This window comes from Methylobacterium sp. Leaf123, assembly GCF_001423405.1.
Taxonomy (GTDB): Bacteria; Pseudomonadota; Alphaproteobacteria; order Rhizobiales; family Beijerinckiaceae; genus Methylobacterium.
Window position 1 is genome coordinate 637,794 of record NZ_LMNS01000001.1, and the last position, 25,903, is coordinate 663,696.

The following is a 25,903-nucleotide window of genomic DNA, read 5'->3' on the forward strand; positions in this document are numbered from 1 at the left end:
CGCTCCCCCGTCCAGGGTTTAGCGTATCGGGAAGCGAAAAACCGCCGGTCCATTGGGCCGGCGGTTTTTTCGTTCGAGGCACCGCGCCGGAGATCCAGTCGGTGACGGGCTACATCTCGCGATTTCGCTTTCGGGTCCGGCAAATATTGGTCCGGGTCGTGCCGTGAAGTCGCGGAATATTCGCACCGGAGCCCATTCGGCCAATGCATCGGCGGGGCGATCGCCGCTTAAGAATATGTTCAATATATCGATAGATCGAAAGGCGTAACCCGTTCTGATTAGTGTTCTTATGCTGAAATTTGGTCGCATTTTTAAGTATCAAGACGCTCACTTGGCAGGGGTCGCGTGGCGGTCGGAATGGCGGCGAATCCGGACCGCGGGCAATCGAGGGTGACAATGGTGAACGATAGGCGCGACAAGAATGAGATCGCCGCCGCCTTGGCGCGGTGCAAGACGGCCTTCATCGGCGTGGCCGTGATGAGCGGGCTGGTGAACATTCTCTATCTCACCGGCTCGTTCTTCATGCTCGAAGTCTACGACCGGGTGATCCCGAGCCGCTCCGTGCCGACCCTGATCGGCCTCGCGGCCCTCGCGCTCGTGCTCTACGCCTTCCAGGGCGTGCTCGAAGCCCTCCGCGGCCGCATCCTCGCCCGCGTCGGCGCGGCGCTGGACGAGGCGCTGAGCGGGCGGGTGTTCGATCTTGTCGTGCGTGCCCCGCTCAAGGGCGCGAACCAGGGCGACGGCCTTCTGCCCCTGCGCGATCTCGACCAGATCCGCGCGTTCCTGTCCGGCTCTGGCCCCTCCGCCTTCTTCGACCTGCCCTGGATGCCGGTCTACCTGCTGATCTGCTTCCTGTTTCACCCGCTGATCGGCGTCGCCGCCCTCGTCGGCATGGGCATCCTCGCCGCCTTGACCTTCCTCACCGACCGGGCCAGCAAGGGCCCGACGCGGGCCGCGACCGGCCATGGCATGCGCCGCAACGCGCTCGCCGAAGCCGGCCGCCGCAACGCCGAGGTGCTGGCGGCCATGGGCATGCAGGAGCGCCTCGCCGCCCGCTGGGCCGGGGCCAACCGCGAATACATGGAGGCGCATCAGGCCGTGTCGGATGCCGGAAGCAGCTTCGGCGCCGGCTCCAAGGTGTTCCGCATGGCGCTGCAATCGGGCGTGCTCGCCCTCGGCGCCTGGCTCGTCATCCACAACGAGGCCAGCGCCGGCATCATCATCGCCAGCTCGATCCTCGTCTCCCGCGCCCTGGCGCCAGCGGAACTCACCATCGCCAACTGGAAAGGCTTTGTCGCCGCGCGCCAGAGCTGGCACCGGCTGTCGGAGCTGCTGGCCCGGCTGCCGCAGGGCGAGCAGCCGCACGCCCTGCCGGCGCCCACTGAGACCATCACCGTCGAGGCCGCCAGCATCGCCCCACCCGGCACGCCGCGCCTCGTGGTGCAGGATGTCAGCTTCGGCCTCCGGGCGGGGCAGGGGCTCGGCATCATCGGCCCCTCGGCTTCCGGCAAGTCCTCGCTGGTGCGCGCCCTCGTCGGCGTCTGGCCGCCGATCCGCGGCAAGATCCGGTTCGACGGCGCGGCGCTCGATCAGTGGACCAGCGGCGACCTCGGCCCGCATATCGGCTTCCTGCCGCAGGAGGTCGAACTCTTCGCCGGCACGGTGGCCGAGAACATCGCCCGCTTCGAGCCGGGCGCATCGGCCGAGGCGGTCATCGCGGCGGCCAAGGCGGCCGGCGTGCACGAGCTGATCCTGCGGCTGCCGGAGGGCTACGACACCCGCATCGGCGAGGGCGGTTCCGGCCTCTCCGCCGGGCAGCGCCAGCGGGTCGGGCTCGCCCGCGCCCTCTACCGCGAGCCGTTCCTCGTGGTGCTCGACGAGCCCAACGCCAACCTCGACAGCGAGGGCGAGAACGCCCTGACGCAGGCGATCCTCGGCGTGCGGCGGCGCGGCGGCATCTGCGTCGTCGTCGCCCACCGGCCGAGCGCGCTCGCCGCCCTCGACCTGATCCTGATGATGGCCGACGGCCGCGCCCAGGCCTTCGGGCCCAAGGACGAGATCCTCAAGCGCGTGCTGCGCCCGGCACCGGCCCCCGTGCCGGTCGCCGCCGAGGCCGCCGCTCCGCAAGTCGCCGCGCCTTCGATCCGTGAGAGTGCCTGATGTCCGCGACCCTCGCCCCCCTCAACGGTCTCCCCCCGGCGCTGCCGCGGCCCGTCGCCCACGGCTCGATCCGCAGCCACCTCACCGTCGCGCTCGGCCTTTCCCTCGCCCTCGTTCTCGGTGTCGGCGGCTGGGCCACCTTCACCGAGATCTCGGCCGCGGTGATCGCGCCGGGCCAGCTCGTGGTCGAGACCGACGTGAAGAAGGTGCAGCACCCCACCGGCGGCGTCGTCGGCCAGCTCCTGGCGCGTGAGGGCCAGCGGGTCGCCGCCGGCGACGTGCTGATCCGCCTCGACGAGACCCAGACCCGGGCCAACCTCGACATCGTGCTCAAGGCCATGGACGAGTTGGCCGCCCGCCGAGCCCGCGACGAGGCCGAGCGCGACGGGCTCAAGACCATCACCTTCCCGCCCGACCTCGTCGCCCGCATCGATGACGACCCGAGCGTCGCCCGGCTGATCGACGGCGAATCGCGCCTGTTCGCCGCCCGCGTCGCCGGCCGTGAAGGCCAGAAGGCGCAGTTGCGCGAGCGCATCGACCAGCTCCGCCAGGAGATCGCCGGGCTCACCAAACAGGCCGAGGCCAAGGATCGCGAGATCGGGCTGATCGGCCACGAGCTGACCGGCGTGCGCGACCTCTACGCCAAGAACCTCGTGCCGCTCTCGCGCGTCACCGCCTTGGAGCGCGACGCCGCCCGCCTGGAGGGCGAGCGCGGCCAGCTCGTCGCCTCGACGGCCTCGGCGCGCGGCAAGATCGCGGAGACCGAGCTGCAGATTATTCAGATCGACGGCGAGATGCGCACGGAGACCGGCAAGGATCTGGCCGAAATCCGCGGCAAGTGGTCGGAGCTGCGCGAGAAGCGGGTGGCGGCGGAGGACCAGCTCAAGCGGGTCGAGCTGCGCGCGCCGCAGGACGGCTTCGTGCACCAGATGAGCGTGCACACGGTCGGCGGCCTCGTGGTCCCGAGCGAGCCGGCGATGCTGATCGTCCCGGCCTCCGATCAGCTCCTCGTCGAGGTGCGGGTGCAGCCGCAGGACATCGACAACGTGCGGGTCGGCCAGAAGGCGGTGCTGCGCTTCTCGGCCTTCAACACGCGCACGACGCCGGAGATCGACGGCGAGGTGGTGCGGGTCTCGGCGGACGTGACCCAGGACCCCAAGACCGGGCAGAGCTACTACACGGCGCGCATCCGCATCCGCGAGGATCAGAAGGAGCGCCTGAAGGGCCTGCGGCTGGTGCCGGGCATGCCGGTGGAGTCCTACACCCAGATCGGCGAGCGCTCGGTCCTGTCCTATCTCACGCGGCCTCTGACCGATCAGATTGCAAAAGCGTGGCGGGAGCGCTGATAATCTTGGGCGATCGCTTGAAGCGATCGCCCTGGCTCTTCGCCAGCCTCAAACGCCGGCGCCCGCCTCCGCGGGCTTAGGCTTCCGCTCCGCTCGATACTCTTCAGGACCGAAGTCCTGAAGAGCCCGCTCCGCGCGGCGCTCTTCGCGCCGCGAAGCCGCCCGCGGCTTCGAGCGATTGCCTGACCTTGCCTCACGGGCGGGTTGTCTGATAAGGCGACCGCCTCCCCGCGATGTCGCTGATGTCATCGCCGGAGCGTCCCCGTGGCGCTCCGTTCCCTCGAGACACATGAACAACAGGCGGCCGGTCTCGAATCCGTGCCGATGTGAGACCGATGAAGATTCGCAACTCGCTCAAGTCTCTGCGCGGCCGTCACCGCGATAACCAGCTCGTGCGCCGCAAGGGCCGCGTCTACGTCATCAACAAGACGCAGAAGCGCTTCAAGGCCCGCCAGGGCTGATCCCTCGGTGCCGCGATTCGCACGCGGCACCGAAGCGCGTTGACGGGAGCCGGGTTCGGGGTGGAAGCTCCGAACCTATGGACGCCCGCCGCACCCCACTCCTGACCGCCCTTTGCCTCGGCCTCGCGCTGGCAGGCAATGCGGCCACCGCCAGCCTCGCGGCGGGCGACAAGACCCGGCCGGAGAAGGAGCGCAAGGCGCATCCGCCGATCAGCCTCGACGATCTCTATACCCGCCTCAAGCAGGCCGAGGACGAGACCGAGGCCAAGGCCGTCGCCACCCTGATCGAACGCCGTCTCGGCCGCTCCGGCAGCGCCACGGCCGACCTGCTGTCCGATCGTGCCCGGCAGGCGATGAGCGGCAACGACTTGCCGCTGGCCGTCGAACTGATGGACCGCTCCGTCGCCCTGGAGCCGAACTGGTCCGAGGGCTGGAGCCGGCGCGCCACCCTGTTCTGGCGCCTCTCCGACACCGCGACCGCCATCGCCGACCTCCAGCGCGCGCTTGTGCTGGAGCCGCGCCACTTCGAAGCCTGGGCCGCGCTCGGCAAGCTCTATCTCGCCCAGGACGACAAGGGCCGTGCCCTCGACGCCTTCCGCCGGGCGGAGGCGCTCTACCCGCAATGGGATGTGCTCAAGAAGGCGATCGAGCGGCTGACACCCGAAGTGCAGGGACGCGACCTCTGATTCGCCTCCCGTGAGCCTCGCGGAACCCCTCCGTTTCGCCGCCGGCCTATTGGCAACGGCCGTCGGTCTCGTCGCGCTATTGCTCCTTTGCGCGGCGGTAGCGACGCGGCTCATCGCGTGGCGCATCGAGGCGCGCTATCCGGCCGCCGGCCGAAGTGTCGATGTCGAGGGGGGTCGGATCGCCTATCTCGAGGACGGGCCCGTGACGGGGGCGCGGGGCACGATCGTGCTGCTCCACGGCGCCTCGGCGAACGCCTACGACCCGATGGAGGGCGTCGGCCGGCATCTCGCCCGATCCGGCTTTCGCGTGATCGCCTTCGATCGGCCGGGCTACGGCAACAGCGACCGAATCGGCGGCGTGGATGCCGCCTCACCGGCGTCTCAGGGGAGGGCGCTGGGACAGGCGCTCGATCGGCTCGGCACCGGTCGGGTGATCCTGCTCGGCCATTCCTGGTCCGGCGCGCTCGCCCTGCGGATGGCCCTCGACCGTTCGGAGCAGGTGGCAGGCCTCGTCCTCGTGGCACCCGTGGCGATGCCGTTTCCGGCGCGCCCGCTGCCCTGGTGGGCCCGAATCGCCTTGACGCCGCCGGTGACGTGGCTGCTCACGCAGACCGTCGCCGTCCCGATCGGCCTCTCCTACCTGCCCTCGCTCGCGAGAAGCGTGTTCAAACCGGAAGCAGCGGTCGAGAGCTATATCGCGGCGAGTCGGGCGCCGCTGATTCTGCGACCGGGCCCGGCGCTCGCCAACATCCAGGACATCGCCGGACTTCCCGCCGCGCTCGCCGAGCAGGCACCGCGCTACGAAACCGTCGCCGTGCCCGCCGTGATCGTGGCCGGCGAGGCCGATCCGGTCGTCCAGACCCGCTTGCAGACCGATCCACTGAGTCGGGCGATGCCGCAGGCCCGGCGCGTCGTGGTGCCGGGCGCCGGGCATATGCTGACCTACACCGCCCCCGACACGCTCGTGCGCGAGGTCGAGGCGTTAACGGTGGCGATCGCGCGGTAGAGTTTTCCGCGCGATCACGCTTCCGATCTCCGGGACTACGCCCGCTCGGCATGCTCGCGGGTGACGAAGGCGATGCGCACCATGTTGGTCGCCCCCGGAATGCCGAACGGCACGCCGGCCACGATGATCACCCGGTCGCCGATCTCGGCGAAGCGCTCGCGCACCGCGAATTTCGCGGCGCGGAAGGCCATGTCGTCCACGTCGCTGGCGTCCTTGGTGACGATCGGGTGCACGCCCCAGGCCATGGTGAGGCGCCGCGCCGTCTCACGCTTCGGCGTCAAGGCGATGACGCTGGCATTGGGCCGGGCACGCGCCAGCCGCAGCACCGTCGAACCCGAATGGGTCCAGGCCATGATCGAGCGCAGGCTCAGCGCCTCGACGATCTGGTGGGCCGCGGCCGCGATGGCGTCGGAGGCCGTCGGCTCCGGCTCGGAGCGCTGCGCCATCAGGATCGACCAGTAGAGCGCGTCGCGCTCCACCTGCTCGGCGATGCGGTTCATGGTGCCGATCGCCTCGACCGGAAACTCGCCGGCGGCGCTCTCGGCCGAGAGCATCACCGCATCCGCGCCCTCGTAGACGGCGGTGGCCACGTCCGACACCTCGGCGCGGGTCGGCACCGGCGAGGTGATCATCGATTCGAGCATCTGGGTCGCGACGACGACCGGCTTGCCGAGCCGGCGCGCGCCGCGGGTGATGCGCTTCTGCACGCCCGGAACCTGTTCGAGCGGCATCTCGACGCCGAGATCGCCGCGGGCGACCATGATGCCGTCGGAAATCTCGATGATCTCGTCGAGGCGGGTGAGCGCCTGCGGCTTCTCGATCTTGGCCATCACCAGGGCACGCCCGGCGGCGACCTTCTTCACCTCCGCCACGTCCTCCGGGCGCTGCACGAAGGAGACGGCGATCCAGTCGGCGCCGGCTGCCAGGCCCGCTTCCAGATCACCGCGATCCTTCTCGGTCATCGCCGGCACCGGCAGCACGGTGTGGGGCAGCGACACGCCCTTGCGATTCGAGATGCGCCCGCCGACCTCGACACGGGTGACCGCACGCCCCTCGCTCACTTCGGTGACGACGAGGCGAAGCTTGCCGTCGTCGATGAGGATGCCGTGGCTGGGCTCCAGCGCCGACAGGATCTCGGGATGGGGAAGGAAGACGCGGTCGGTATCGCCCGGCGTCGGGTCCGAATCGAGCACGAAGGTCTGGCCGTTCTCCAGCACCGCCGCGTCGCCGACGAAGGTGCCGAGCCGCAGCTTCGGCCCCTGAAGGTCCACGAGGATGCCGATGGGGCGCTTGGCCTCGCGCTCGATGGTGCGGATCACCTCGATGCGCTCAGGCAGCTTCTCGCGGGCCAGATGGCTCATATTGATGCGGAACACGTCCGCACCGGCGTGGAACAGCTTCTCGATCATCTCCGGCGTGTCGGATGCCGGGCCGAGGGTGGCGACGATCTTGGTGCGACGCGAGCGCTTCAATGGGGCCTCCATCATACCCGCTGAACCCGCGAAGCGCGGCGATCGCGTGCGGGAACGGCCCGGCGGATGAGCGGCGCGGGCAGGCGCCGATGGCCGGACGGGGGCTTGGCGGCCACAAGCATTCCCCGGCCGGCGAGGTCAAGGCCGGAGCATCGGCGCATTTCAACGCGAATGCCGATACGGGAACTTTTTCTTTGGCTCGCCGTTGGTTGTTGTTCAACTTTCCGAGATCTAAGCGTTTACGCGCCGCTTAACGCAACTCTGACGTTATCGTCGCTGCGTGTTGCTGGAAAGTCATAGGCAGCTTGGCCGTCTCGCTGGTAGCTTAGCCCTCGAAATCAGCATTCTTCGAAGGCGAACCCATCGTGATCAGAGCTCTCCTCCTGGGCGGCACCGCGGCGCTCGTGAGCACCGCCGCGCTCGCCGCCGATCTGCCGCGCCGCGAGGCTCCGCCGATCGCCTTCGCGCCCGTCCCGGTCTTCACCTGGACCGGCTTCTACGCTGGCCTGCACACGGGTTACGCGTTCACCGACAACCCGAACATCCAGACCCGCGGTAACGATCCCTTTACGGCCAGCAACGTGACGCTCGCCCGTCGCCCCGCTTCGCTCAAGAGCGAAGTCGATGGCTTCTCCCGCATCGGCGGCGGCTTCGGCTACAATCATCAGTTCACGCCGGGCGGCGGCTTCGTGGCCGGTCTGGCCTTCGACGCCACCTGGCTCGACCTCGACAAGCGCACGGGCTTCTACGGCGCGCCGAACCCAACCGTCGGCAACGCCAGCGTCTACACGCAGAACCTCGACTTCCTCGGCACCGTCAACGGCAAGCTCGGCTACGCCTTCGACCGGTTCTTCGTCTACGGCACCGGCGGTCTCGCCTTCGGCCATGTCAGCTACGGCGCGGACTTCTTCAACCCGGGCGCCACCGTCCTCCAGTACACCGGCGGCGGTCGCAAGATCTTCGAGACCGGCTACAACTACGGCGGCGGCATCGAGTACGCGATCCCGGTCGACAGCTTCCTGAACTACTTCTCGGTCGGTCGCTGGCTCGGCATCAAGTCCGACGTGACGATCAAGGCGGAGTACATCCGCTACGATCTCGGCAGCCGCAACGTGCTGATCAACCAGACCGCGCCCGTTCCGCCCGGCTCCTACACCGGCCGCTTCGCCACCGAGGGCAGCCTGATCCGTGCCGGCTTCAACTACAAGTTCAGCGGCCTCTAAGCCTCCAAGCTTAGAAACCGACGACGTTCAGCGGGCGCCTCCACGAGGCGCCCGCTTTCGTTTGGGCGGGTCCGATCGGATGTGGCTGCGGAGAACGCCGGTCTTCATCCGTGCGGACGCGTTCGGTCGGTTGCCCGCTGAGGCTGGCGACGGCCGTGCGCCTATCCCATGCGTCGCGTGACGTTCACCGCCCACATGAGGCCGCAACGCCGAGGGGATGTCGCTCCCGCACGACGCGACGCCTCAATGGTCGCGTTCGGCAGCATCAATGCGGATTGTAGTCGCCGTCCCGGTCGCGCTGCGACTCGCGGCAAGCGACCGTGTTTACGGACCGCCGGCCAGAGGCTGGCCCGGATCGGAGAGCTGGATCGTCCAGTTCCGCTGCTGGCCGGTATCGACTTCGATGAAGCCGTTGCGGTCGAAGCCGCGGGCCAGGCAATCCTCGACGCCGCGGATGGTGAAGGCGGTGTCGCGGGTGCACATCATGGCGCGCCCGCTCCACTCGCCACCGCGGCTGTAATCGACGGCGTAGAGATAATAGAACTGCGCGGCGAGCGAGCCCTTTAGCAGGGTCTCACAGTTGCGCGGCTTGAGATCCCACCAGCCTTCCGTCACCCAGCCCTGCGCATCCCGGTAGCCCAGGGTCACGCCGACCTTGCTGGCGGTCTGGTTGCACAGGCGCAGGTCGGCCGAGGCGGGGAGGGGGAGGAGCGCGGAGGCGCCGAGGCAGAGCCCGAGGAGGGCCCTGCGCCGCGAGCGGGCGCTCGCTTGTTTCTGCATCGTCTTCTTCCAAAAGCCGGTGGCCGCCTTTTGGGACGAGGCTCTCGAGAACTCAATCGACGAGGATGACGCGGCAATCGTTGACATTGGTCCGAGTGGGGCCCGGCTGAACGAGATCGCCGATTGTCGCGAAGAATCGCGTCGAATCGTTGTCGAGCAACATCGCTTTCGGATCGAGCCCTGCGGCCTGGGCGCGGCTCAGCGTCGTGGCATCGACCAAGCCGCCCGCCGGGTCCGTCGCCGCGCCGCGGCCGCCATCGGTGCCGTCGGTGTCGGCGGCGATGCCGGCAATGCCCTCGGCCCCGTCGAGCGCGATGGCGAGCGCCAGCGCATATTCCTGATTGGGCCCGCCATCGCCCTCGCCGCGGATGGTGACCGTGAGTTCGCCACCGGAGATCAGGGCGACGCGGCGTCCCGCCTGCCGCGCCTCGATCGCCAGCCGGGCATGGTCGGCCGCCACCTCGCGGGCCTCGCCCTCAAGATCGGAGCCGAGCATCACCGGCTCGTAGCCGGCCCGCCGGGCAGCCTCGGCCGCCGCTTCGAGGGCGTCGATCGGCCCGGCGATGATGCGGTACTCGGCCCGGGCGAAGGCCGGATCGCCCGCCTTCGGCGTCTCGTTGGCCGGATCGTTCAGCAGGACGAGCGCGGATTCGGGCAGGCTGATACCGCGGCGCTCGCAGATCGCGCGGGCATCGGCCAGGGTGGAGGGATCGGGCACGGTCGGGCCGGAGGCGATCACCGACGGGTCGTCATGCGGCACGTCGGAGATAGCGAGCGTCAGGATCGACTTCGCGTTGCGCGCTGCCATCGCGAGCCGGCCGCCCTTGATGCGCGAGAGGTGCTTGCGCACGGCGTTGATCTCGTTGATCGGCGCCCCGGAGCGCAGCAGCGCCTTGGTGATCGCCTGCTTTTCCGCGAGCGTCAGATTGCCGGCGGGTGCGATCCAGTTCGCCGAACCGCCGCCCGAGAGCAGCACCAGCACTTCGTCGTCCGGGCCGGCGCTCGCGGCGAGGGCCAGGGCTTCCTTGGTCGCCTCGATGCCGGCCGCATCGGGAACCGGATGGCCGGCCTCGACCATGCGGATGCCGGGGGCCTCCTCGCCGTAACCGTGCCGGGCCACGGCGAGACCGACGATCCGGTCCTCCGGCACCCCGTGCTCCTGGCGGTAGAACCGGCTCGCCACCGCGGCCATGCTGCCACCGGCCTTGCCCGCTCCGAGAATGATGAGCCGCCCCGGCGTCGGCACCGGCAGGTGCCCGACGAGGCATTTGCGCGGATGGGCGGCGGCGATCGCCTCGTCGAGGATCGAGGAGAGGAGGGCGCGACGCTCCGCGTGGGCCGGATCGGTCGGGGCAGGGGCGGTCATGGGCGTCCTCGCGCGAGTCTTGACGGTTCTTGTTTGTGCGTTTGCTTGCCCGAGCGCTGCCGTGTCGGCAAGCCTTCGCGGTTTCACAAAACTTTCGGGCGCCGGAGCATTCTTTTTGACCCCGGCACCATCCTTGCTCAACGATTTGCGCAGCGCCGCGCGCAATGCCGGTCAGCGGTGAGAGCCGCGCCCCTTTCGATCTTGCCGCGGCGGCCCAGATAAGCGCCATGCTCTCCGTTGAACCCGAGACCGAAACCCGCCCTGAACACCCCATCGAGCGCATTGAGGGCGATGCGTCCCTGGGCCTCCTGCTCGTCTGCGAACACGCCTCGAACGCGGTGCCGGAAGATCTCGGCCGGCTCGGCGTGCCGGAAGCCGAATTTTCCCGCCACATCGCCTACGATATCGGGGCCGCGGAGGTGACGCGCCGGCTCGCCGCGCGGCTCGGGGTGCCGGCGGTACTGACGCAGTTCTCGCGGCTCATCATCGATCCGAACCGGGGTCGCCGCGATCCGACCCTGGTGATGCGGCTCTCCGACGGCGCGATCGTACCCGGCAACGCCCGGATCGACGCGGCCGGCATCGCCGAGCGCATCCGGCGCTTCTACGTGCCGTTCGACCGCGCCGTGGACGAGGCGGTCGGCCAATCGGAGGCTGCGGGCGTGCGGCCGATGTTCGTGACGATCCACAGCTTCACACCGTTCTGGCGCACCGTCGCCCGGCCCTGGCAGGTCGGTGTCCTCTACGATCAGGACTCAGGGTTGAGCCGCCTGCTGATCGAGGCGCTCAAGGCCGATCCGGCCGGGCTCTGCGTCGGCGACAACCAGCCCTATGACGGCGGCCTGCCCGGCGACACGATCGACCGGCACGCCACCGCGCGCGGCCTGCCCAACGCGCTCATCGAGATCCGCCAGGATCTGATCGGCGGGCCCGAGGGCCAGGAGGAGTGGGCGCAGCGCTTCGCCCGCATCCTGAGGCCGATGCTGCGCCCGCCCGCTTGACGGAAGGGGATCGCAGGGCGACCTCTGCGTGATCCCTCGACAGCGAAAGCCGCCCCCATGACCGAGCCGATGACCGGAATCGATCCCGCGACGCAGACCGAGCTGGAGGCGGCCGTGTTCCGCCGCCTCGTCTCGCATCTGCGCAACCGCACCGATGTGCAGAACATCGACCTGATGAATCTCGCCGGCTTCTGCCGCAACTGCCTGTCGAACTGGCTGAAGGATGCGGCCGACGAGCGCGGCCTCGCGCTCTCGAAGGATCAAAGCCGCGAGCACGTCTACGGCATGCCCTATGAAGAGTGGAAGCAGAAGCACCAGACCGAGGCGGCCCCCGAACAGCAGGCGCGCTTTTCCGTCGCGCAGACCGGCGGTCACTGAGGGGGCGTCGGCATCAACGAGCAGGTAAGGTTGATGCCGTAATCCCCAGGCATCCGGCGTGGGTCTTCGGGCGCACGCCATCCCTCGCGTGAAGGAGCGCAGCCATGGCCGCCTCGCCTGCCCCCGCCGTCGACCCGTCCTCGGTCGCCGCCGATCAGCTCAAGAGCATCATCGAGCGCATCGAGCGCCTCGAAGAGGAGAAGGCCGGCATCGCGGGCGACATCAAGGATGTCTATGCCGAAGCCAAGGCCAACGGCTTCGATGTGAAGGTGCTGCGCAAGATCATCTCCCTGCGCAAGCGCGACCACGACGAGCGCCAGGAGGAAGAGGCGATCCTCGAACTCTACCTCCAAGCCCTCGGCATGGCGTAGCACCATCGGTCCCACCGAGACCGCATCCTGAGGTGCCGCGCCGCGGCCTCGAAGGATCCTCCAGATCCTGCGTGATCCCTGGACGATCCTTCGCGGCCCGCTGACGTGGGCATCTCAGGATGAGGGGCGTGAATGGAAAGCGGGTGCTCGTCGAGCCGCATCGCGGTCCTCGGCTGAGTTCCCCCGAACGGGCGCGCGCCTCAGGCGTCAACGGGCCTGGGCCGGCCCCTGCGTGGCGGAGCCGGTGAAGCGGGTGGCCGACAACGCCAGAGGTTCGGCCGAGAACCGTCCGCCCAAGGCCTCGACCGACGGGATGTGAAGCGCTTCCGCGGGCAGCGCCTCGTCGGGGCGCGGACGCGCCAGCGCCACGCGGACGAGGGCTGTCGGCGCGGCCGGCTCCGAGACGCCCTGAACCACAGCGAAGAACAGGCTGCGGACCTGCTCGCGCGGGTCGGCATCCGCCGGCACCAGACGCCCTTCGACGGCGGCCGGCTCCGACGCTTCGGTGTCTGTCTCGCTCCCCGCCTGCGCGACATGAACCATGCCGGCCAGGCCCTCGCCGTTGAGAGAGGCGAGCTGCACCGGGCGCTGCGGCGGCAGCGGAATGGTGAGGGCGGTGGCGACGACGGCGAATTCCGAGGGACGCCGCGGCGGCAGCGGCGCGACCACGGCCTGATCGGCCTCGCCGGTCAGCAATTCCTTGGCCGAAGCGCCGTCCCGGCGCAGGCTCGTCGCGCGCAGGGCCTCGGAGGCGGTCGGCGCGGCATAGGCCATCGCCACGCTCCCATCCGCCGTGTCGGCGCTGGCGACCGCGATGCTCGGCTTGGCCCGGGCCTTGGACGGCACGGCGGCGCTGGCGAGCGCGGCCGGCGGCGCATCCGTCCCGCCGTTGCCGCCGAAGAGCGAGGCGAAGAAGCCCTTGAGCCCCGGCCCCTCGCCGACCTCGTCGGCGCTGGCCAGCGCCGTGTAGCCCAGCACCGTGCCGCCGCGGGATAGGATCTCGGCTCGGGCCTCCTCGTAGCGGGCGAGCGGCTTGCCGTCGGCGGGCAGATGGACGGTCTTGCCGTCCGGGAACAGGCGGGCGAGCTGGTCATGGCTCATGCGCGGCCAGGAGCGCACCGAGCCGACATCGAGATGCACGAAGGGCGAGCCGGAGCGGGGATACCAGCCGACGCCGCCGCGCTGCATTCGCATGCCGACGGCGCGGATCTGGTCGATCGAGGCGTCGGTCATGAAGAAATCCATGGCCTTGCCGAGCATGTGCTGGCTGGTCTCGGCGACGCCCGAGGAGCGGCGGCGCAGCATGCCGTTGGTCTTCGGGCTGCGGTAGCCGCAGACGATGCGCAGCGGCGCGGTCGAGCCGACGGAGCGCTGCGCCTCCCACACCACGTCGAACAGGCGCGGGTCCATCTTGACCGATTCATTCTGGCGCCAGTCACGCATCAGCAAGTTGATCTGGTCGAGGGCGGCGCGGTCGTAGCGTCCGTCGCGCTTGAAGGTGACGTTCAGCGTCTCCCCGGTGTGCTCATGCACCATGGAGAGGCTGCGGGTGTCGCCGTTGGCGACCGCGTCCTGGGTCTCGACCGTGCCAGCGACGAGCAGGGCGGCCATCGCACCGGCGGCGGAGGCGAGGCGCTTCAGGCGCGGGGAGGGCGAAGTGCGGTTCGAGGACAGGCCGTCCCGGATCGTGCGCAGCATGGTCCTCACCTCGCAAAACGGCGCGGCATCGGCGATGCCGCGAGGCGCAAGGATGGCCGAGGACCGGAAAGGCGGGTCGTCGGGGCCCGTGCTGCTCACCGTCTTTCAAAGACGGCTACGGGCCAACCGTGGCAAAAAAGAGCCTTGCAAGATCCAAGCGCGATTTCGGACCTGCGTTGTCCCGGTCCGAATAACGGCGCCCCTAACCCGTGCGGGCGAAACGCGCGACCGCCGGCCTACCAGTAGCTGCGCGGCGGATAGGCGTAGGTCGGGGCGCTCTCCGGCTCGCCGAACATGTCCGAGGAACGGCGCGGGGCGGCGCGGCGCTCGCTGCGCACTGCCTCGCGCGCCACGGCTTGGCGCGGGGCCGGGCGGGCGGCCTCGGCATTCGGGCGCTTCTCCTTCGCGGGCCCCTTCGCCACGGCCTCAGAGCGGGCGGCAAGCCCCAGCGCGACCTTCATCGGCCCATCGTAGCCATAGAGGTCCGGCAGGGTGCGGTAGGAGCCGAGATCATCCACTTCCGCCGTGAAGTAGGCGAGGTGCACCGGCAGCTTCTCAGGCAGGCGCAGCGTCCGCTCGCCCTTGCCGATCAGCTTCTTGAGGCGCTCCTGCGTCCAGTTCGGCAGCACCGCGTCGGCGAAGCGGAAGGGGTCGTCCACGCGCACGCAGCCATGGCTGAAGGCGCGGGTCGAGGCGGAGAACAGCGAGCGGTTCGGCGTGTCGTGCAGGTAGACCGCGTGCTGGTTCGGGAACATGAACTTGATGAAGCCGAGCGCGTTCCGCTCGCCCGGCGGCTGGCGCAGGGAGATGTTGCCGCCCCGGCGCACCACCTCGAACCCGGCGGTGCGGCCCGAAGCCAGCATCTGCTTCAGGATCGAGGGCGGCACGTACCAGGACGGGTTGACGACGGCGTATTCCATCATCCCCGAGAAGGTCGGCGTGGGGCTCGTAGGCTTGCCGACGATCACCCGCGCCTCGTCACGCTGGCTGCCGTCGCGAAAGACCTTCAGCTTGAATTCCGGCACGTTGACGAAGACGTAGTTCGGCCCGAGTTCGGGCGGCAGCCAACGCCAGCGCTCCATGTTGACGAGGAGGTCGGCCTCGCTCGCGCTCGCCTTCGGCACGTTCGCGTTGGCAAGCGCCGCGACGGTAGCGCGGGTGAGCGTTCCGTTCGCCGGCAGGCCACGGCTGCGCTGGAAGTTCTTCACCGCATCGGCGACGGCGCGGTCATAGGCATCCGCCTCGCCGGGCGCCGAATCGAGGGTGCCGGCGGGGCTCGCATCGAGGCCGAAGCGGCTGCGCAGCAGCGGCACGCGCGGGTCGCTCATCCCGAGCTTGAGCACCGGCCCGTCGGGAAGCTTGACGCTCGGCGCCCCTTGCGTCCGGCCGGCACGCAGGCCGGCGAGGCGCTTCTTCAGGGCGAGGTAGCCGGGCTGGCGCGGATTGTAGCTCTGCAGCACGTCGCCGGCTCCCGCGCCCGCGGCAGCGAGACGGGTCAGCACCGTGTCGGCGGGCGGCAGGTCGAGGGTGGGCGTGATGAGCCGCGAGATCGCGGCCGGGTTCACCCGTCCGCCGCGGGCGTCGCGGGCGTAGAGGGCGAAAGCCGCCGAGAGCTCGAGGTCGGCCTCGGCCATCTCCGCATCCGTGTCCGGGCGGCTGAGCTTGCCGACCACCGGAACGGGATAGGCATTCGGATCGAGCCCGTCCTCGCCCGCTTCGCGCAGTCGGGCGATGGCCGCGTTGGCGGCGGCGGTGAAGGTCCGGTTCTCGATCCAGATCGGCTTGAAATTCCCGAGCGCGTAGAAAGCCTGGATCGCCTCGCGATCCTTGACGGTCAGCCGTTGCAGCAGCGGCGCGCTGTCGTTGAGGCGCGCATAAACGGCGGCAGGAAGCGGCTCGCTCGGCGCGACCGGGGCCGGTGGCCCTTCGGCGGCGGGTGCGGGGGCCGGCTCTGCAGGGGGAGGGGGCACGTCGGCGGCCGGTGCCGCGCCGTTGGACGACTCGGGCGTGACCGCCGGCTCGCTGGCGATATCGACGGCAGCCTTCCGGATGACGATGCCCGACTCCGCTGCGGCGGTGTCCTCGGCACGGGCCGGGGCTTGGCTGAAAGCGAGGAGGGCCGCCAGCGCGACGGACAGGGTCCGCGCGAGGCCCGTTCCGGCTTCCGATGCAGCGCGCATGTCGGCAACTCCCTGGATACGGCCGAGAATGCCGCAGCTCTGCTTAAAGATCATCGACCGAAGCACGGCCGTGCGCAACCACACGACCACATGCCGCGGCCGCGCCGGAACCGGAAGGCGAACCGCCGAAGCATGCGCCGCGTCCCTGATATCGGATCGAGGACGAGGCGCGTGCCTCTTGTTTTCGCATCGTCCCGAAAGCCGGCGACCGCCATTCGGAACGATGCTGTGAACGGCGGTTGCGACCTCAGGCGGCGTCCTCGGAGCGCTCCTCGTCGTCGAGGCCGAGCTCCTTGAGTTTGCGGTAGAGGGTTGATCGGCCGATTCCGAGGCGGCGGGAGACTTCGGACATTCGGCCGCGGTAGAATTGCAGGGCGAAGCGGATCACCTCCGCCTCGACGGCCTCCATCGTCTTCATGTCGCCGGTATCCTCGACGACGAGCGACATGGCGTGGGGATCGCGCACCTCGACGCGGACGATCTCCCGCACCGGCTCGAACCCGCCCGCGGGCAGGGCGGCCTGCGTCGGCAGCGGCGGGATGCGGACGTCGAAGCCCTCGACCTGCGCCGCGATCTGCGGAAACTCCGCCACCGTCAGTTCGTCGCCATCGGCGAGGACCACCGCACGGAACAGCGCGTTCTCCAACTGGCGCACGTTGCCGGGCCAGGGATAGCGTGACAGCAGCGCCATCGCCTCGGCGGTGATGCCGCGCAGGCGCTTGCCCTCTTCCGCCGCGAACCGCGCGCAGAACGAGCGCACGAGATCCGGAATGTCCTCGCGCCGCGCCCGCAGGGGCGGCAGCGTCATGGGAAAGACGTTGAGGCGGTAATAGAGATCCTCGCGGAACTTGCCCTGCTTCACGAGATCGAGGAGCGAGCGGTTGGTTGCCGAGATCAGGCGGATATCGACGCGCACGGCGCGCTTGCCGCCCACGGGATCGACCTCGCCCTCCTGCAGCGCCCGCAGGAGCTTGACCTGGGCGTCGAGGGGCAGTTCGCCGATCTCGTCGAGAAACAGCGTGCCCCCCGAGGCTTCCACGAACTTGCCGACATGCTTCTCGGTGGCGCCGGTGAAGGCTCCCTTCTCGTGACCGAACAGGGTCGATTCGACGAGGTTCTCGGGGATCGCCCCGCAATTGACCGTGACGAAGGGCTTGCCGCGCCGGTCACCCGAACCCTGAATCGCACGGGCCAGCACTTCTTTACCGACACCCGATTCGCCCTCGATCAGGACGGGGATGTTCGATTTCGCCGACCGCTCGGCCAGCCGAATCACCCGCTCCATGTCCGGGCTCTTCGAGGCGAGATCCTTGAAGCCCAGCGCGCCCGAGGCACGGCGGCGCATCCGGCGCACCTCCTCCTCGAGCTGATCGACCCGCAGGGCGTTCTTGATCGAGACCTGAAGCCGCTCGGCACCGGCCGGCTTGACCACGAAATCGACGGCGCCCGCCCGCATGGCGTTCACCACCGCGTCGATGGAGCCGTTCGAGGTCTGTACGATGACGGGGGTGTCGATGCCGCTCTTGCGCATCTCGGCCAGAACGCTCAGCCCATCCATGCCGCCGGGCATGACGAGATCGAGCAGCACGACATCGACGCTTTCGCCGCCGCGCAGCAGATTGAGCCCGTCATGGCCGTTCTCCGCAATCCGTGCCTGGAAACCGAGGCGGCGCACCATCGCCTCGGCGAGGCGACGCTGCACGGGATCGTCGTCGATGATGAGAACGGTGGTCGACATGCGGGGCGCCTCGCTTTCCGCTCAAACCGGCCGCGGGCCGACCCGGCCTCCCAGTGGAGACCGGCGGCGCAGGGCGGCGGCTGTTTCGTTTCGAGGCACAGGGTCGCCCAAGACCGTAAAGCGCCGCTTAACGACGCTCGAATTTAGCCCGCATGGCCCCCCAAACGTCAGGACGGCACGCCCGACGGCACCTCTCCGTCGGCGTTCACGCGCCGGGGATTGCGCAGCGCAGTTGATCGTGACGGCCCGCGCTCGATATCTGACCCTGGCCGCGCTGGCGCGCCCGATGCCGAACCCGCGCTCCACCACGTCGAGGAAACAGCACATCATGTCGAGCCGAGCCGTTTTCGCCGCCCTGTCGCCGGACCTGCCGAGAGGGGCCGAGGAACGCGCGGCGGTGCGTGACGCGCTTCAGGCGGCCGATCTCGGCGTGCTGCCCGAATGGGATCTCACCGACCTCTATCCAAGCATGGACGCGCCGGCCTTCCGCGAGGACCTCGACCGGGCCGAGGCCGAGAGCCGCGCTTTCTCCGAACGCTATGCGGGCCGGATTGCCGAGATCGCGGCCGGGCCGGATGCCTCCGCCATCCTCGGCGAGGCGGTGCAGACCTTCGAGCGGATCGAGGATTTGATGGGGCGGCTGATGTCCTATGCCGGCCTCGTCTATTCCGGCGACACGACGGACGAGACCCGCGCCAAGTTCTACGGCGACACCCGCGAGCGGCTGACCACGGCCTCGGGCGACCTGCTGTTCTTCGGCCTGGAGCTGAACCGCGTCGAGGATGCGGTGCTCGATGCAGCGATGGCGGACGGGCCGCTCGCCCATTACCGGCCCTGGATCGAGGATCTGCGGCGCGAGAAGCCGCACCAGCTCGACGACCGCACGGAGAAGCTGTTCCTCGACAAGTCCGTGACGTCGAACGCCGCCTGGGACCGGCTGTTCAACGAGACGATCGCCTCGCTCCGCTTCTCGGTCCAGGGCGAGCGCCTGACACTGGAACCGACCCTCAACAAGCTTCAGGACACGGACGGGGCGGTGCGACAGGAGGCGGCGCAGGCGCTCGGCGAGACCCTGCGGGCGAATCTGCGCATCTTCACGCTGATCACCAACACCCTGGCCAAGGACAAGGAGATCTCCGACCGCTGGCGCGGCTTCAAGGATGTGGCCGATGCCCGCCACCTCTCGAATCGCGTCGAGCCGGAGGTCGTGGCGGCCATGGTCGAGGCTGTGCGGGCGGCCTATCCGCGGCTCTCGCACCGCTATTACCGGCTCAAGGCCAAGTGGTTCGGTGTCGAGGCGCTGCCCTATTGGGACCGCAACGCGCCGCTGCCGAAGGTCGAGCAGCGCACGATCCCCTGGGCGCAGGCCCGTGACACGGTGCTGGAGGCCTACGACGCCTTCTCGCCGGACATGGCCGGCATCGCCAAGAAGTTCTTCGACGGCGGCTGGATCGATGCACCGACCCGGCCCGGAAAGGCGCCCGGCGCCTTCGCGCACCCGACCGTGCCCTCGGCCCACCCCTACGTGCTGGTGAATTACCAGGGCAAACCGCGCGACGTGATGACCCTCGCGCACGAACTCGGCCACGGCGTGCATCAGGTGCTCGCCGCCCCCAACGGCGCGCTGATGGCACCGACCCCGCTGACGCTGGCCGAGACCGCGAGCGTGTTCGGTGAGATGCTGACCTTCCGGCGGCTGCTGAGCCAGACCACCGACCCGACCCAGCGCCGGGCGATGCTGGCTGCCAAGGTCGAGGACATGATCAACACGGTGGTGCGCCAGATCGCGTTCTACTCGTTCGAGCGGAAGGTCCACCTCGCCCGCGCCAAGGGCGAGCTGACGGCCGAGCAGATCAATGAACTCTGGATGTCGGTGCAAGCGGAGAGCCTCGGCCCGGCGATTACCCTGGATAAGGGCTACGAGCCGTTCTGGGCCTACATTCCGCACTTCATCCACTCGCCGTTTTACGTCTACGCCTACGCGTTCGGCGATTGTCTCGTGAACTCGCTCTACGGCGTCTACGCCCGCGCCGAGCCCGGCTTCGTCGAGCGCTACTTCGCCCTGCTCTCGGCGGGCGGCTCGAAGCCCTACGGCGAATTGCTGAAACCGTTCGGGCTCGATGCCAGCGATCCGGGCTTCTGGCAGATCGGGCTGGGGATGATCGAGGGGATGATCGCCGAGCTGGAAGCGATGGAAGAGGTGTAGCCCACACTCTATGGGCCTTGGCCAAGACGTGTTATACGCGCGTTGAACGCGGATAAGGCGCGAGGGCCAATCCCATGAAACTCGAAGTCAAGCGCATCGGAAATTCGACCGGGCTGATCCTGCCGAAGGAACTCGTCGGCAGGCTCAAGCTGGATCAGGGCGACTGGCTGCACGTCACAGAGAACGCCGACGGTACGCTGCATCTCTCGCCCTACGACCCGACCTTCGAGAAGGGCATGAAGATCGCAGAGAAGGCGATGAAGACCTATCGGAACGCGCTCGCCGAGCTTGCGAAGTGATCGAAATCGTCTGGCTTACGAGCGATCTTGTCCAGGCCATCCACGCACAGCAACTCAAGCTCTTTGGCGGGCCTCCAGGCCTGCGCGACGAGGGTGCACTCGAATCGGCCCTCGGCCGGCCCATCAACCGCGCAGGCTACGGTGAGCCAGACTTGGCTGAACTCGCCGCAGCCTACGCCTTCGGCATCGCCAAAAACCATCCCTTCATCGATGGCAACAAGCGCGCGGCGCTGCTGGCGTTCGTGACGTTCCTCGGCCTGAACGAAATCGACTTCGTGGTTGCCGAAGCCGAGGCGGTGCTGATGATCCGTGGCCTCGCCGCGGGCGAGATCGATGAAGCCGGACTGACACGTTGGATTCGCGACAACTGGCCAAAAGCGTAGCGCGGCCCGCGGCGCGCCGTCCCAGCGCACTGGCACCACCTCGGGCTATGCCTATCTCCGGTCGAGTCCCGATAGGAATCGATCCGAATCCATGGCCGAGACCGACCGCGAAGCCAACCGCTTCACTGCCCGCGCGAGCCGCTACGTCAGCGTCGGCGCCAATGTCGGAGGGGTGGCCGCGCGGATGGCGGCGGCGCGCCTGTTCGGCGGCAAGGACGGCGCGAGCCTGAACAACGCAGCGGCCTTGGCTCAGGCGCTCGGCGGCCTCAAGGGGCCGATCATGAAGGTGGCGCAGTTGCTCGCCACCGTGCCGGACCTGCTGCCGCCGGAATACGCGGCCGAATTGCAGAAGCTCCAGGCCGACGCGCCGCCGATGGGCGCGGCCTTCGTCAAGCGCCGGATGATGGCCGAACTCGGCGCCGACTGGCAGAGCCGCTTCGACGGCTTCGATCTCAAGCCGGCGGCCGCCGCCTCGCTGGGTCAGGTCCATCGCGCGCAATCACGCGACGGCGCCCCGCTCGCCTGCAAGCTCCAATATCCCGACATGCAGTCGGCGGTCGAAGCGGATCTCAAGCAGCTTCAGGTCGCCTTCGCACTCCACCGGCGCATGAATTCCTGGCTCGACACTTCCGAGATCGCCAAGGAGATCGGCGCGCGGGTGCGCGAAGAGCTCGATTACGGCCGCGAGGCCAAGCACGCTGCCCTCTACGGCGACGTGCTCAAAGACATCGATTCCGTGCGGGTGCCCGCGGTGCATTCCGATCTCTCGACGAAGCGCCTCCTCACCCTCGGCTGGCTCGACGGCGAGAAAATCCTGAACTTCACGCAGAGCCCGATCGAGATCCGCAACCGACTCGCCCAAGCGATGTTTCGAGCTTGGTGGCATCCCTTCAGCCGCGCTGCCGTGATCCACGGCGATCCGCATCTCGGCAACTACACCGTCTTCTCAGAGGGCGGTGAAGCGCAGGGCATCAACCTGCTCGATTACGGCTGCGTGCGCATCTTCCATCCCCGCTTCGTCGGCGGTGTGGTCGATCTCTACCGCGGCCTGCTGGAAGACGATCGCGCGCGGGTTGTCCACGCCTACGAAGTCTGGGGCTTCAAGAAGCTCGACAACGAAACCATCGACATCCTCAACATCTGGGCCCGCTTCATCTACGGCCCGCTCTTGGAGGATCGCACCCGCACCGTCGCCGACGGGATCGATCCGGGTGCCTACGGACGGCGCGAGGCGTTTTCCGTGCATCAGGCGCTGAAGGAGAAGGGACCGGTCACGGTTCCGCAGGAATTCGTGTTCATGGATCGGGCCGCGGTCGGGCTCGGCGCGGTGTTCCTGCACCTGCGCTCCGAACTGAATTACCACCAATTGTTCGAAGCCGAGATCGAACGCTTCTCGCTCGACACGCTTTCCGAGCGGCAGGGGGCGGCGCTGGCCGCGGTCGGATTGCCCGATCCGGTGTGACAAAAGCCGGCTCACGACATGTGTACCTGAGCGTCAAGCTGATTGCTCGCGGATAAGCGTTGCGCTAAATCCGCGCGTGACAAGCAAAACGATACCAGGGAACGGGCGCGCAATGGCGGACACGAAGACCCTCACCGGCCTGCACTACAGCCCGGCGATGGACGAGAAGACCCACGAGCAAACCTATCGGGGCTTCGTCCGCTTCGTCGAAATCGGTACCGTCACGGTGTTGTGCTGGGTGGCGGCTCTCGCCATCGGCGGCGTGCACCAGGCGTGGGTGACCGCGATCCTCGGCGTGCTGGTGTCCTGGGTGGCCGCAGCCATCGGTGCTTTCGTCCCCGCCATCGGCTGGAAGGCCCAGGCCTTCGTCTTCGCCGGACTCCTCGCGATCCTCTTCCTGAGCTGAGGATCAAGCCTTCCGGGCCGGCTCTTCGCGTCGGCCTTTTCCAGATCTGAACTTCCCAGCAAGCTCGGATACCGGCGCGCCGAAAGGCGGCTGTAAGAACGGGAGCAACTGATGCGTATTGCCGTCTTGACGGAGACGGACCCGATAGAACCGCGGGTCGCGGCCGTCCCAGAAACGGTCAAGAAGTTCATAGGTCTGGGGTCCGAGGTCGTTGTGCAATCGGGGGCCGGCGCAAAGGCCGGCGTTCCCGATGGCGAGTACGAAGCCGCCGGCGCCAAGATCGCCGGGAGCGCCGATGAGGCTCTCTCTGGCGCTGACCTCGTCCTGAAGGTTCGCCGTCCCAACGCCGAAGAACTGGGCAAGATCCAGAAGGGCGCCACGGTCATCGCGATCATGGACCCCTACGGGCACGAGGACGCGCTGAAGGCCGCCGCCGAGGCGGGTGTCAACACCTTCGCCATGGAGCTGATGCCCCGCATCACCCGCGCGCAGGTGATGGACATCCTCTCCTCCCAGGCGAACCTCGCCGGCTACCGCGCCGTGGTCGATGGCGCCGCCGAGTACGGCCGCTCCCTGCCGATGATGATGACCGCCGCCGGCACCGTTCCCGCGGCGCGCATCTTCATCATGGGCGTCGGCGTCGCCGGCCTCCAGGCCATCGCCACCGCCCGCCGCATGGGTGCCGTGGTGACCGCCACCGACGTGCGGCCCGCCACCAAGGAACAGGTCGAATCGCTGGGCGCGAAGTTCGTCGCCGTCGAGGACGACGAGTTCAAGCAGGCCGAGACCTCCGGCGGCTACGCCAAGGAGATGTCGGCCGAGTACCAGAAGAAGCAGGCGGAGCTGGTCAAGGGCCACATCGCCAAGCAGGACATCGTCATCACCACGGCGCTGATCCCCGGCCGGCCCGCGCCGAAGCTCGTCTCCGAGGAGATGGTCGCTTCGATGAAGCCCGGTTCGGTGCTGGTCGACCTCGCGGTCGAGCGCGGCGGCAACGTCGCCGGCGCCAAGGCCGGTGAGATCGTCACCGTCGGCAACGGCGTGAAGATCGTCGGCCACGTCAACGTGCCGGGCCGCCTCGCGGCCACCGCGTCGAGTCTCTACGCCCGCAACCTCTACGCCTTCGTCGAGACCCTGATCGACAAGGAATCGAAGGCGCTGGCGGTGCAATGGGACGACGAACTCGTCAAGGCCACCAATCTGACCCGCGACGGTCAGGTGGTCCACCCCAACTTTCAGCCCAAAGCCTGATCGGTCGCGGAGGATCTCACCATGGCAACCCCCCTTCCGCCCGTCTCACCGGCAGAGCAGGCCCAGGCTGCGGCTTCGGCTGCGCGCGCCGCGGCTGACATCGCCCATCAGAACGCCGCTCAGGCGCAGTCGATCGCCGACTCGCTCGGGCATGGCATCGCCGCCGTCACCCATGGCGCCGTCGATCCCACTGTGTTCCAGCTCGCGATCTTCGTGCTCGCGATCTTCGTCGGCTACTACGTCGTCTGGTCGGTGACCCCGGCCCTGCATACGCCGCTGATGTCGGTGACCAACGCGATCTCGTCGGTCATCATCGTCGGCGCGCTCCTAGCGGCCGGCGTGCCGCTCATCGAGAAGGGCACCGGCTGGGCCCGCTTCTTCGGCTTCATCGGTATCGTCCTCGCCTCCGTGAATATCTTCGGCGGCTTCCTCGTGACCCAGCGCATGCTCGGCATGTACAAGAAGAAGGCCTGAGGCGATGTCGGCAAACGTCTCATCCCTTCTCTACATCGTCGCCGGCGTCCTGTTCATCATGGCGCTGCGGGGGCTCTCGCACCCCACCACGTCGCGACAGGGTAACCTGTACGGCATGATCGGCATGGCGCTCGCCGTGCTCACGACCCTGGTCGGCCATCCGCCGGCGGGTCTCGGCGCCTGGATCCTGGTGCTGCTCGGCCTCGGTATCGGTGGCGGCGCCGGCGCCGTGATCGCCAAGCGGGTTCCGATGACGGCGATGCCGCAGCTCGTGGCGGCCTTCCATTCGCTCGTCGGCCTCGCCGCTGTGGCGGGTGCGGCGGCGACGCTCTACGCCCCCCAGGCGGTCGGCATCCTTGAGAACGGCCACATTCACAAGGAGTCGCTGTTCGAGATGGCGCTGGGCGCGGCGATCGGCGCGATCACCTTCACCGGTTCGGTCATCGCCTTCGCCAAGCTCGACGGGCGCATGTCCGGCAAGCCGATCATGCTGCCGCAGCGGCACGCCATCAACATCGCCCTCGGCATCGCTCTGGTCGTGCTGATCGCCGTGTTCATCGGCAACGAGAGCAAGCTGGTCTTCTGGCTGATCGTGCTCCTGTCCTTCACTCTGGGCGGGCTGCTCATCATCCCGATCGGCGGCGCGGACATGCCCGTCGTCGTCTCGATGCTGAACTCCTACTCGGGTTGGGCGGCGGCCGGCATCGGCTTCACCCTCGGCAACCTCGCGCTCATCATCACGGGCTCGCTGGTCGGCTCCTCGGGTGCGATCCTGTCCTACATCATGTGCAAGGCGATGAACCGGTCGTTCATCTCGGTCATCCTCGGCGGCTTCGGCGGTGATTCCGCCGCGGCGGCCGGTGGCGGCCAGGTCGAGACGCGCCCCGTCAAGCAGGGCTCGGCCGATGACGCGGCCTACATCATGAAGAACGCCGAGCGCGTCATCATCGTGCCGGGCTACGGCATGGCGGTCGCCCAGGCTCAGCATAGCCTTCGCGAGATGGTGGACATGCTGAAGAAGGAAGGCGTGGAGGTGAAGTACGCCATCCACCCGGTGGCGGGCCGCATGCCGGGGCACATGAACGTGCTCCTGGCCGAAGCCAACGTGCCCTATGACGAGGTGTTCGAGCTGGAAGACATCAACGGCGAGTTCCCGCAGGCCGACGTGGCCTTCGTGATCGGCGCCAACGACGTCACCAATCCGGCCGCCAAGACCGACAAGGCCTCGCCGATCTACGGCATGCCGATCCTCGACGTGGAGAAGGCCAAGACGGTCCTTTTCATCAAGCGCGGCATGGGCTCGGGCTATGCCGGCGTCGAGAACGAGGTGTTCTTCCGCGACAACACGATGATGCTGTTCGGAGACGCCAAGAAGGTCGTCGACTCGATCGTCAAGAACCTCTGACCGGTCCGAGCGGCGAGAGCGCATTCCGAAGAAGTGGCTGCCGGTTCGTCGAAAGAATGCGCGTCAAAACAGAGACCTAGAGACGCTGACCTGATGCAATCAGGCCAGCGCATCGAACAAGGCAGCGGGGCGGGCGAGCAATCGCCCGCCC

The 25,903-nt window shown here is 68.5% G+C and carries 23 protein-coding genes; 17 read left to right on the plus strand and 6 right to left on the minus strand.

Annotated features, from left to right (window positions below):
• Positions 1 to 396: 396 nt before the first annotated feature.
• The 5 genes from ASF53_RS02790 (at position 397) to ASF53_RS02810 (ending at position 5,659) form a co-directional block, all read left to right on the plus strand.
• On the plus strand, positions 397 to 2,160 hold the full coding sequence (locus ASF53_RS02790; protein WP_056193367.1) for a type I secretion system permease/ATPase: 1,764 nt from the start codon (positions 397 to 399) through the stop codon (positions 2,158 to 2,160).
• Positions 2,160 to 3,506, plus strand: coding sequence for an HlyD family type I secretion periplasmic adaptor subunit (locus ASF53_RS02795; protein WP_056193370.1), 1,347 nt, complete (start codon positions 2,160 to 2,162; stop codon positions 3,504 to 3,506). Before ASF53_RS02790 ends, ASF53_RS02795 begins: the two co-directional genes overlap by 1 nt.
• Positions 3,507 to 3,841: 335 nt before the next feature.
• The gene (gene ykgO, locus ASF53_RS02800; protein WP_003601867.1) at positions 3,842 to 3,967 is read left to right on the plus strand and encodes a type B 50S ribosomal protein L36; all 126 of its coding nucleotides are present in this window, start codon (positions 3,842 to 3,844) and stop codon (positions 3,965 to 3,967) included.
• 77 nt (positions 3,968 to 4,044) lie between these two features.
• Complete coding sequence (locus ASF53_RS02805; RefSeq protein ID WP_056193373.1) at positions 4,045 to 4,653, plus strand: tetratricopeptide repeat protein; 609 nt, start codon at positions 4,045 to 4,047, stop codon at positions 4,651 to 4,653.
• A 10-nt stretch (positions 4,654 to 4,663) separates the two neighbouring features.
• The gene (locus ASF53_RS02810) at positions 4,664 to 5,659 is read left to right on the plus strand and encodes an alpha/beta fold hydrolase (protein WP_056193376.1); all 996 of its coding nucleotides are present in this window, start codon (positions 4,664 to 4,666) and stop codon (positions 5,657 to 5,659) included.
• 35 nt (positions 5,660 to 5,694) lie between these two features.
• On the opposite strand, the gene pyk is transcribed toward ASF53_RS02810, so the two are convergent.
• Positions 5,695 to 7,131: a pyruvate kinase gene (pyk, locus tag ASF53_RS02815; protein WP_056193379.1), complete on the minus strand. Its 1,437-nt coding sequence runs from the start codon at positions 7,129 to 7,131 to the stop codon at positions 5,695 to 5,697.
• 365 nt (positions 7,132 to 7,496) lie between these two features.
• On the opposite strand from pyk, the gene ASF53_RS02820 reads away from it, so the two are divergent.
• Positions 7,497 to 8,354 (plus strand): outer membrane protein, encoded by an 858-nt coding sequence (locus tag ASF53_RS02820; protein ID WP_056193382.1) that lies wholly within the window; start codon positions 7,497 to 7,499, stop codon positions 8,352 to 8,354.
• A gap of 324 nt (positions 8,355 to 8,678) precedes the next feature.
• Here ASF53_RS02820 and ASF53_RS02825 read toward each other — a convergent pair whose 3' ends face one another.
• Together ASF53_RS02825 and ASF53_RS02830 are read right to left on the minus strand one after the other, a co-directional pair.
• The gene (locus ASF53_RS02825) at positions 8,679 to 9,134 is read right to left on the minus strand and encodes a DUF1036 domain-containing protein (RefSeq protein ID WP_056193385.1); all 456 of its coding nucleotides are present in this window, start codon (positions 9,132 to 9,134) and stop codon (positions 8,679 to 8,681) included.
• A gap of 52 nt (positions 9,135 to 9,186) precedes the next feature.
• Positions 9,187 to 10,500 carry a glycerate kinase type-2 family protein gene (locus ASF53_RS02830; protein WP_056193388.1) on the minus strand — a complete coding sequence of 438 codons (1,314 nt, stop codon included), beginning with the start codon at positions 10,498 to 10,500 and terminating at the stop codon, positions 9,187 to 9,189.
• 227 nt (positions 10,501 to 10,727) lie between these two features.
• On the opposite strand from ASF53_RS02830, the gene ASF53_RS02835 reads away from it, so the two are divergent.
• From ASF53_RS02835 to ASF53_RS02845, 3 genes are all read left to right on the plus strand, one after another.
• Entirely contained in the window at positions 10,728 to 11,501 is a 774-nt protein-coding gene (locus tag ASF53_RS02835; protein WP_056193390.1) for an N-formylglutamate amidohydrolase, read from the plus strand.
• 57 nt (positions 11,502 to 11,558) lie between these two features.
• On the plus strand, positions 11,559 to 11,879 hold the full coding sequence (locus tag ASF53_RS02840; protein ID WP_082482281.1) for a DUF1244 domain-containing protein: 321 nt from the start codon (positions 11,559 to 11,561) through the stop codon (positions 11,877 to 11,879).
• Positions 11,880 to 11,983: 104 nt separating this feature from the next.
• Entirely contained in the window at positions 11,984 to 12,250 is a 267-nt protein-coding gene (locus ASF53_RS02845) for a DUF2312 domain-containing protein (RefSeq protein WP_003601858.1), read from the plus strand.
• Between the two features lie 207 nt (positions 12,251 to 12,457).
• On the opposite strand, the gene mepK is transcribed toward ASF53_RS02845, so the two are convergent.
• The 3 genes from mepK to ASF53_RS02860 form a co-directional block, all read right to left on the minus strand.
• On the minus strand, positions 12,458 to 13,948 hold the full coding sequence (mepK, locus tag ASF53_RS02850) for a peptidoglycan L,D-endopeptidase MepK (RefSeq protein ID WP_056193894.1): 1,491 nt from the start codon (positions 13,946 to 13,948) through the stop codon (positions 12,458 to 12,460).
• 236 nt (positions 13,949 to 14,184) lie between these two features.
• The gene (locus ASF53_RS02855; protein ID WP_056193393.1) at positions 14,185 to 16,128 is read right to left on the minus strand and encodes a L,D-transpeptidase family protein; all 1,944 of its coding nucleotides are present in this window, start codon (positions 16,126 to 16,128) and stop codon (positions 14,185 to 14,187) included.
• A gap of 247 nt (positions 16,129 to 16,375) precedes the next feature.
• A complete protein-coding gene (locus ASF53_RS02860; RefSeq protein ID WP_056193395.1) occupies positions 16,376 to 17,866 on the minus strand; it encodes a sigma-54-dependent transcriptional regulator in 1,491 nt (496 codons plus the stop codon).
• 328 nt (positions 17,867 to 18,194) lie between these two features.
• On the opposite strand from ASF53_RS02860, the gene ASF53_RS02865 reads away from it, so the two are divergent.
• The 8 genes from ASF53_RS02865 (at position 18,195) to ASF53_RS02900 (ending at position 25,752) form a co-directional block, all read left to right on the plus strand.
• A complete protein-coding gene (locus ASF53_RS02865; RefSeq protein ID WP_056193399.1) occupies positions 18,195 to 20,072 on the plus strand; it encodes a M3 family oligoendopeptidase in 1,878 nt (625 codons plus the stop codon).
• A 74-nt stretch (positions 20,073 to 20,146) separates the two neighbouring features.
• Complete coding sequence (locus tag ASF53_RS02870) at positions 20,147 to 20,371, plus strand: AbrB/MazE/SpoVT family DNA-binding domain-containing protein (RefSeq protein ID WP_056193401.1); 225 nt, start codon at positions 20,147 to 20,149, stop codon at positions 20,369 to 20,371.
• Complete coding sequence (locus tag ASF53_RS02875) at positions 20,368 to 20,754, plus strand: type II toxin-antitoxin system death-on-curing family toxin (RefSeq protein ID WP_056193405.1); 387 nt, start codon at positions 20,368 to 20,370, stop codon at positions 20,752 to 20,754. The genes ASF53_RS02870 and ASF53_RS02875 overlap by 4 nt, the downstream gene beginning before the upstream one ends.
• A gap of 91 nt (positions 20,755 to 20,845) precedes the next feature.
• Entirely contained in the window at positions 20,846 to 22,216 is a 1,371-nt protein-coding gene (locus ASF53_RS02880; RefSeq protein ID WP_056193409.1) for an ABC1 kinase family protein, read from the plus strand.
• 112 nt (positions 22,217 to 22,328) lie between these two features.
• The gene (locus tag ASF53_RS02885) at positions 22,329 to 22,622 is read left to right on the plus strand and encodes an aa3-type cytochrome c oxidase subunit IV (RefSeq protein ID WP_056193412.1); all 294 of its coding nucleotides are present in this window, start codon (positions 22,329 to 22,331) and stop codon (positions 22,620 to 22,622) included.
• A 111-nt stretch (positions 22,623 to 22,733) separates the two neighbouring features.
• Positions 22,734 to 23,873 (plus strand): Re/Si-specific NAD(P)(+) transhydrogenase subunit alpha, encoded by a 1,140-nt coding sequence (locus ASF53_RS02890; RefSeq protein WP_056193416.1) that lies wholly within the window; start codon positions 22,734 to 22,736, stop codon positions 23,871 to 23,873.
• Positions 23,874 to 23,894: 21 nt separating this feature from the next.
• A complete protein-coding gene (locus tag ASF53_RS02895; protein WP_056193419.1) occupies positions 23,895 to 24,347 on the plus strand; it encodes a proton-translocating transhydrogenase family protein in 453 nt (150 codons plus the stop codon).
• A 4-nt stretch (positions 24,348 to 24,351) separates the two neighbouring features.
• On the plus strand, positions 24,352 to 25,752 hold the full coding sequence (locus ASF53_RS02900) for an NAD(P)(+) transhydrogenase (Re/Si-specific) subunit beta (protein WP_056193422.1): 1,401 nt from the start codon (positions 24,352 to 24,354) through the stop codon (positions 25,750 to 25,752).
• The last annotated feature ends 151 nt before the right edge of the window (positions 25,753 to 25,903 follow it).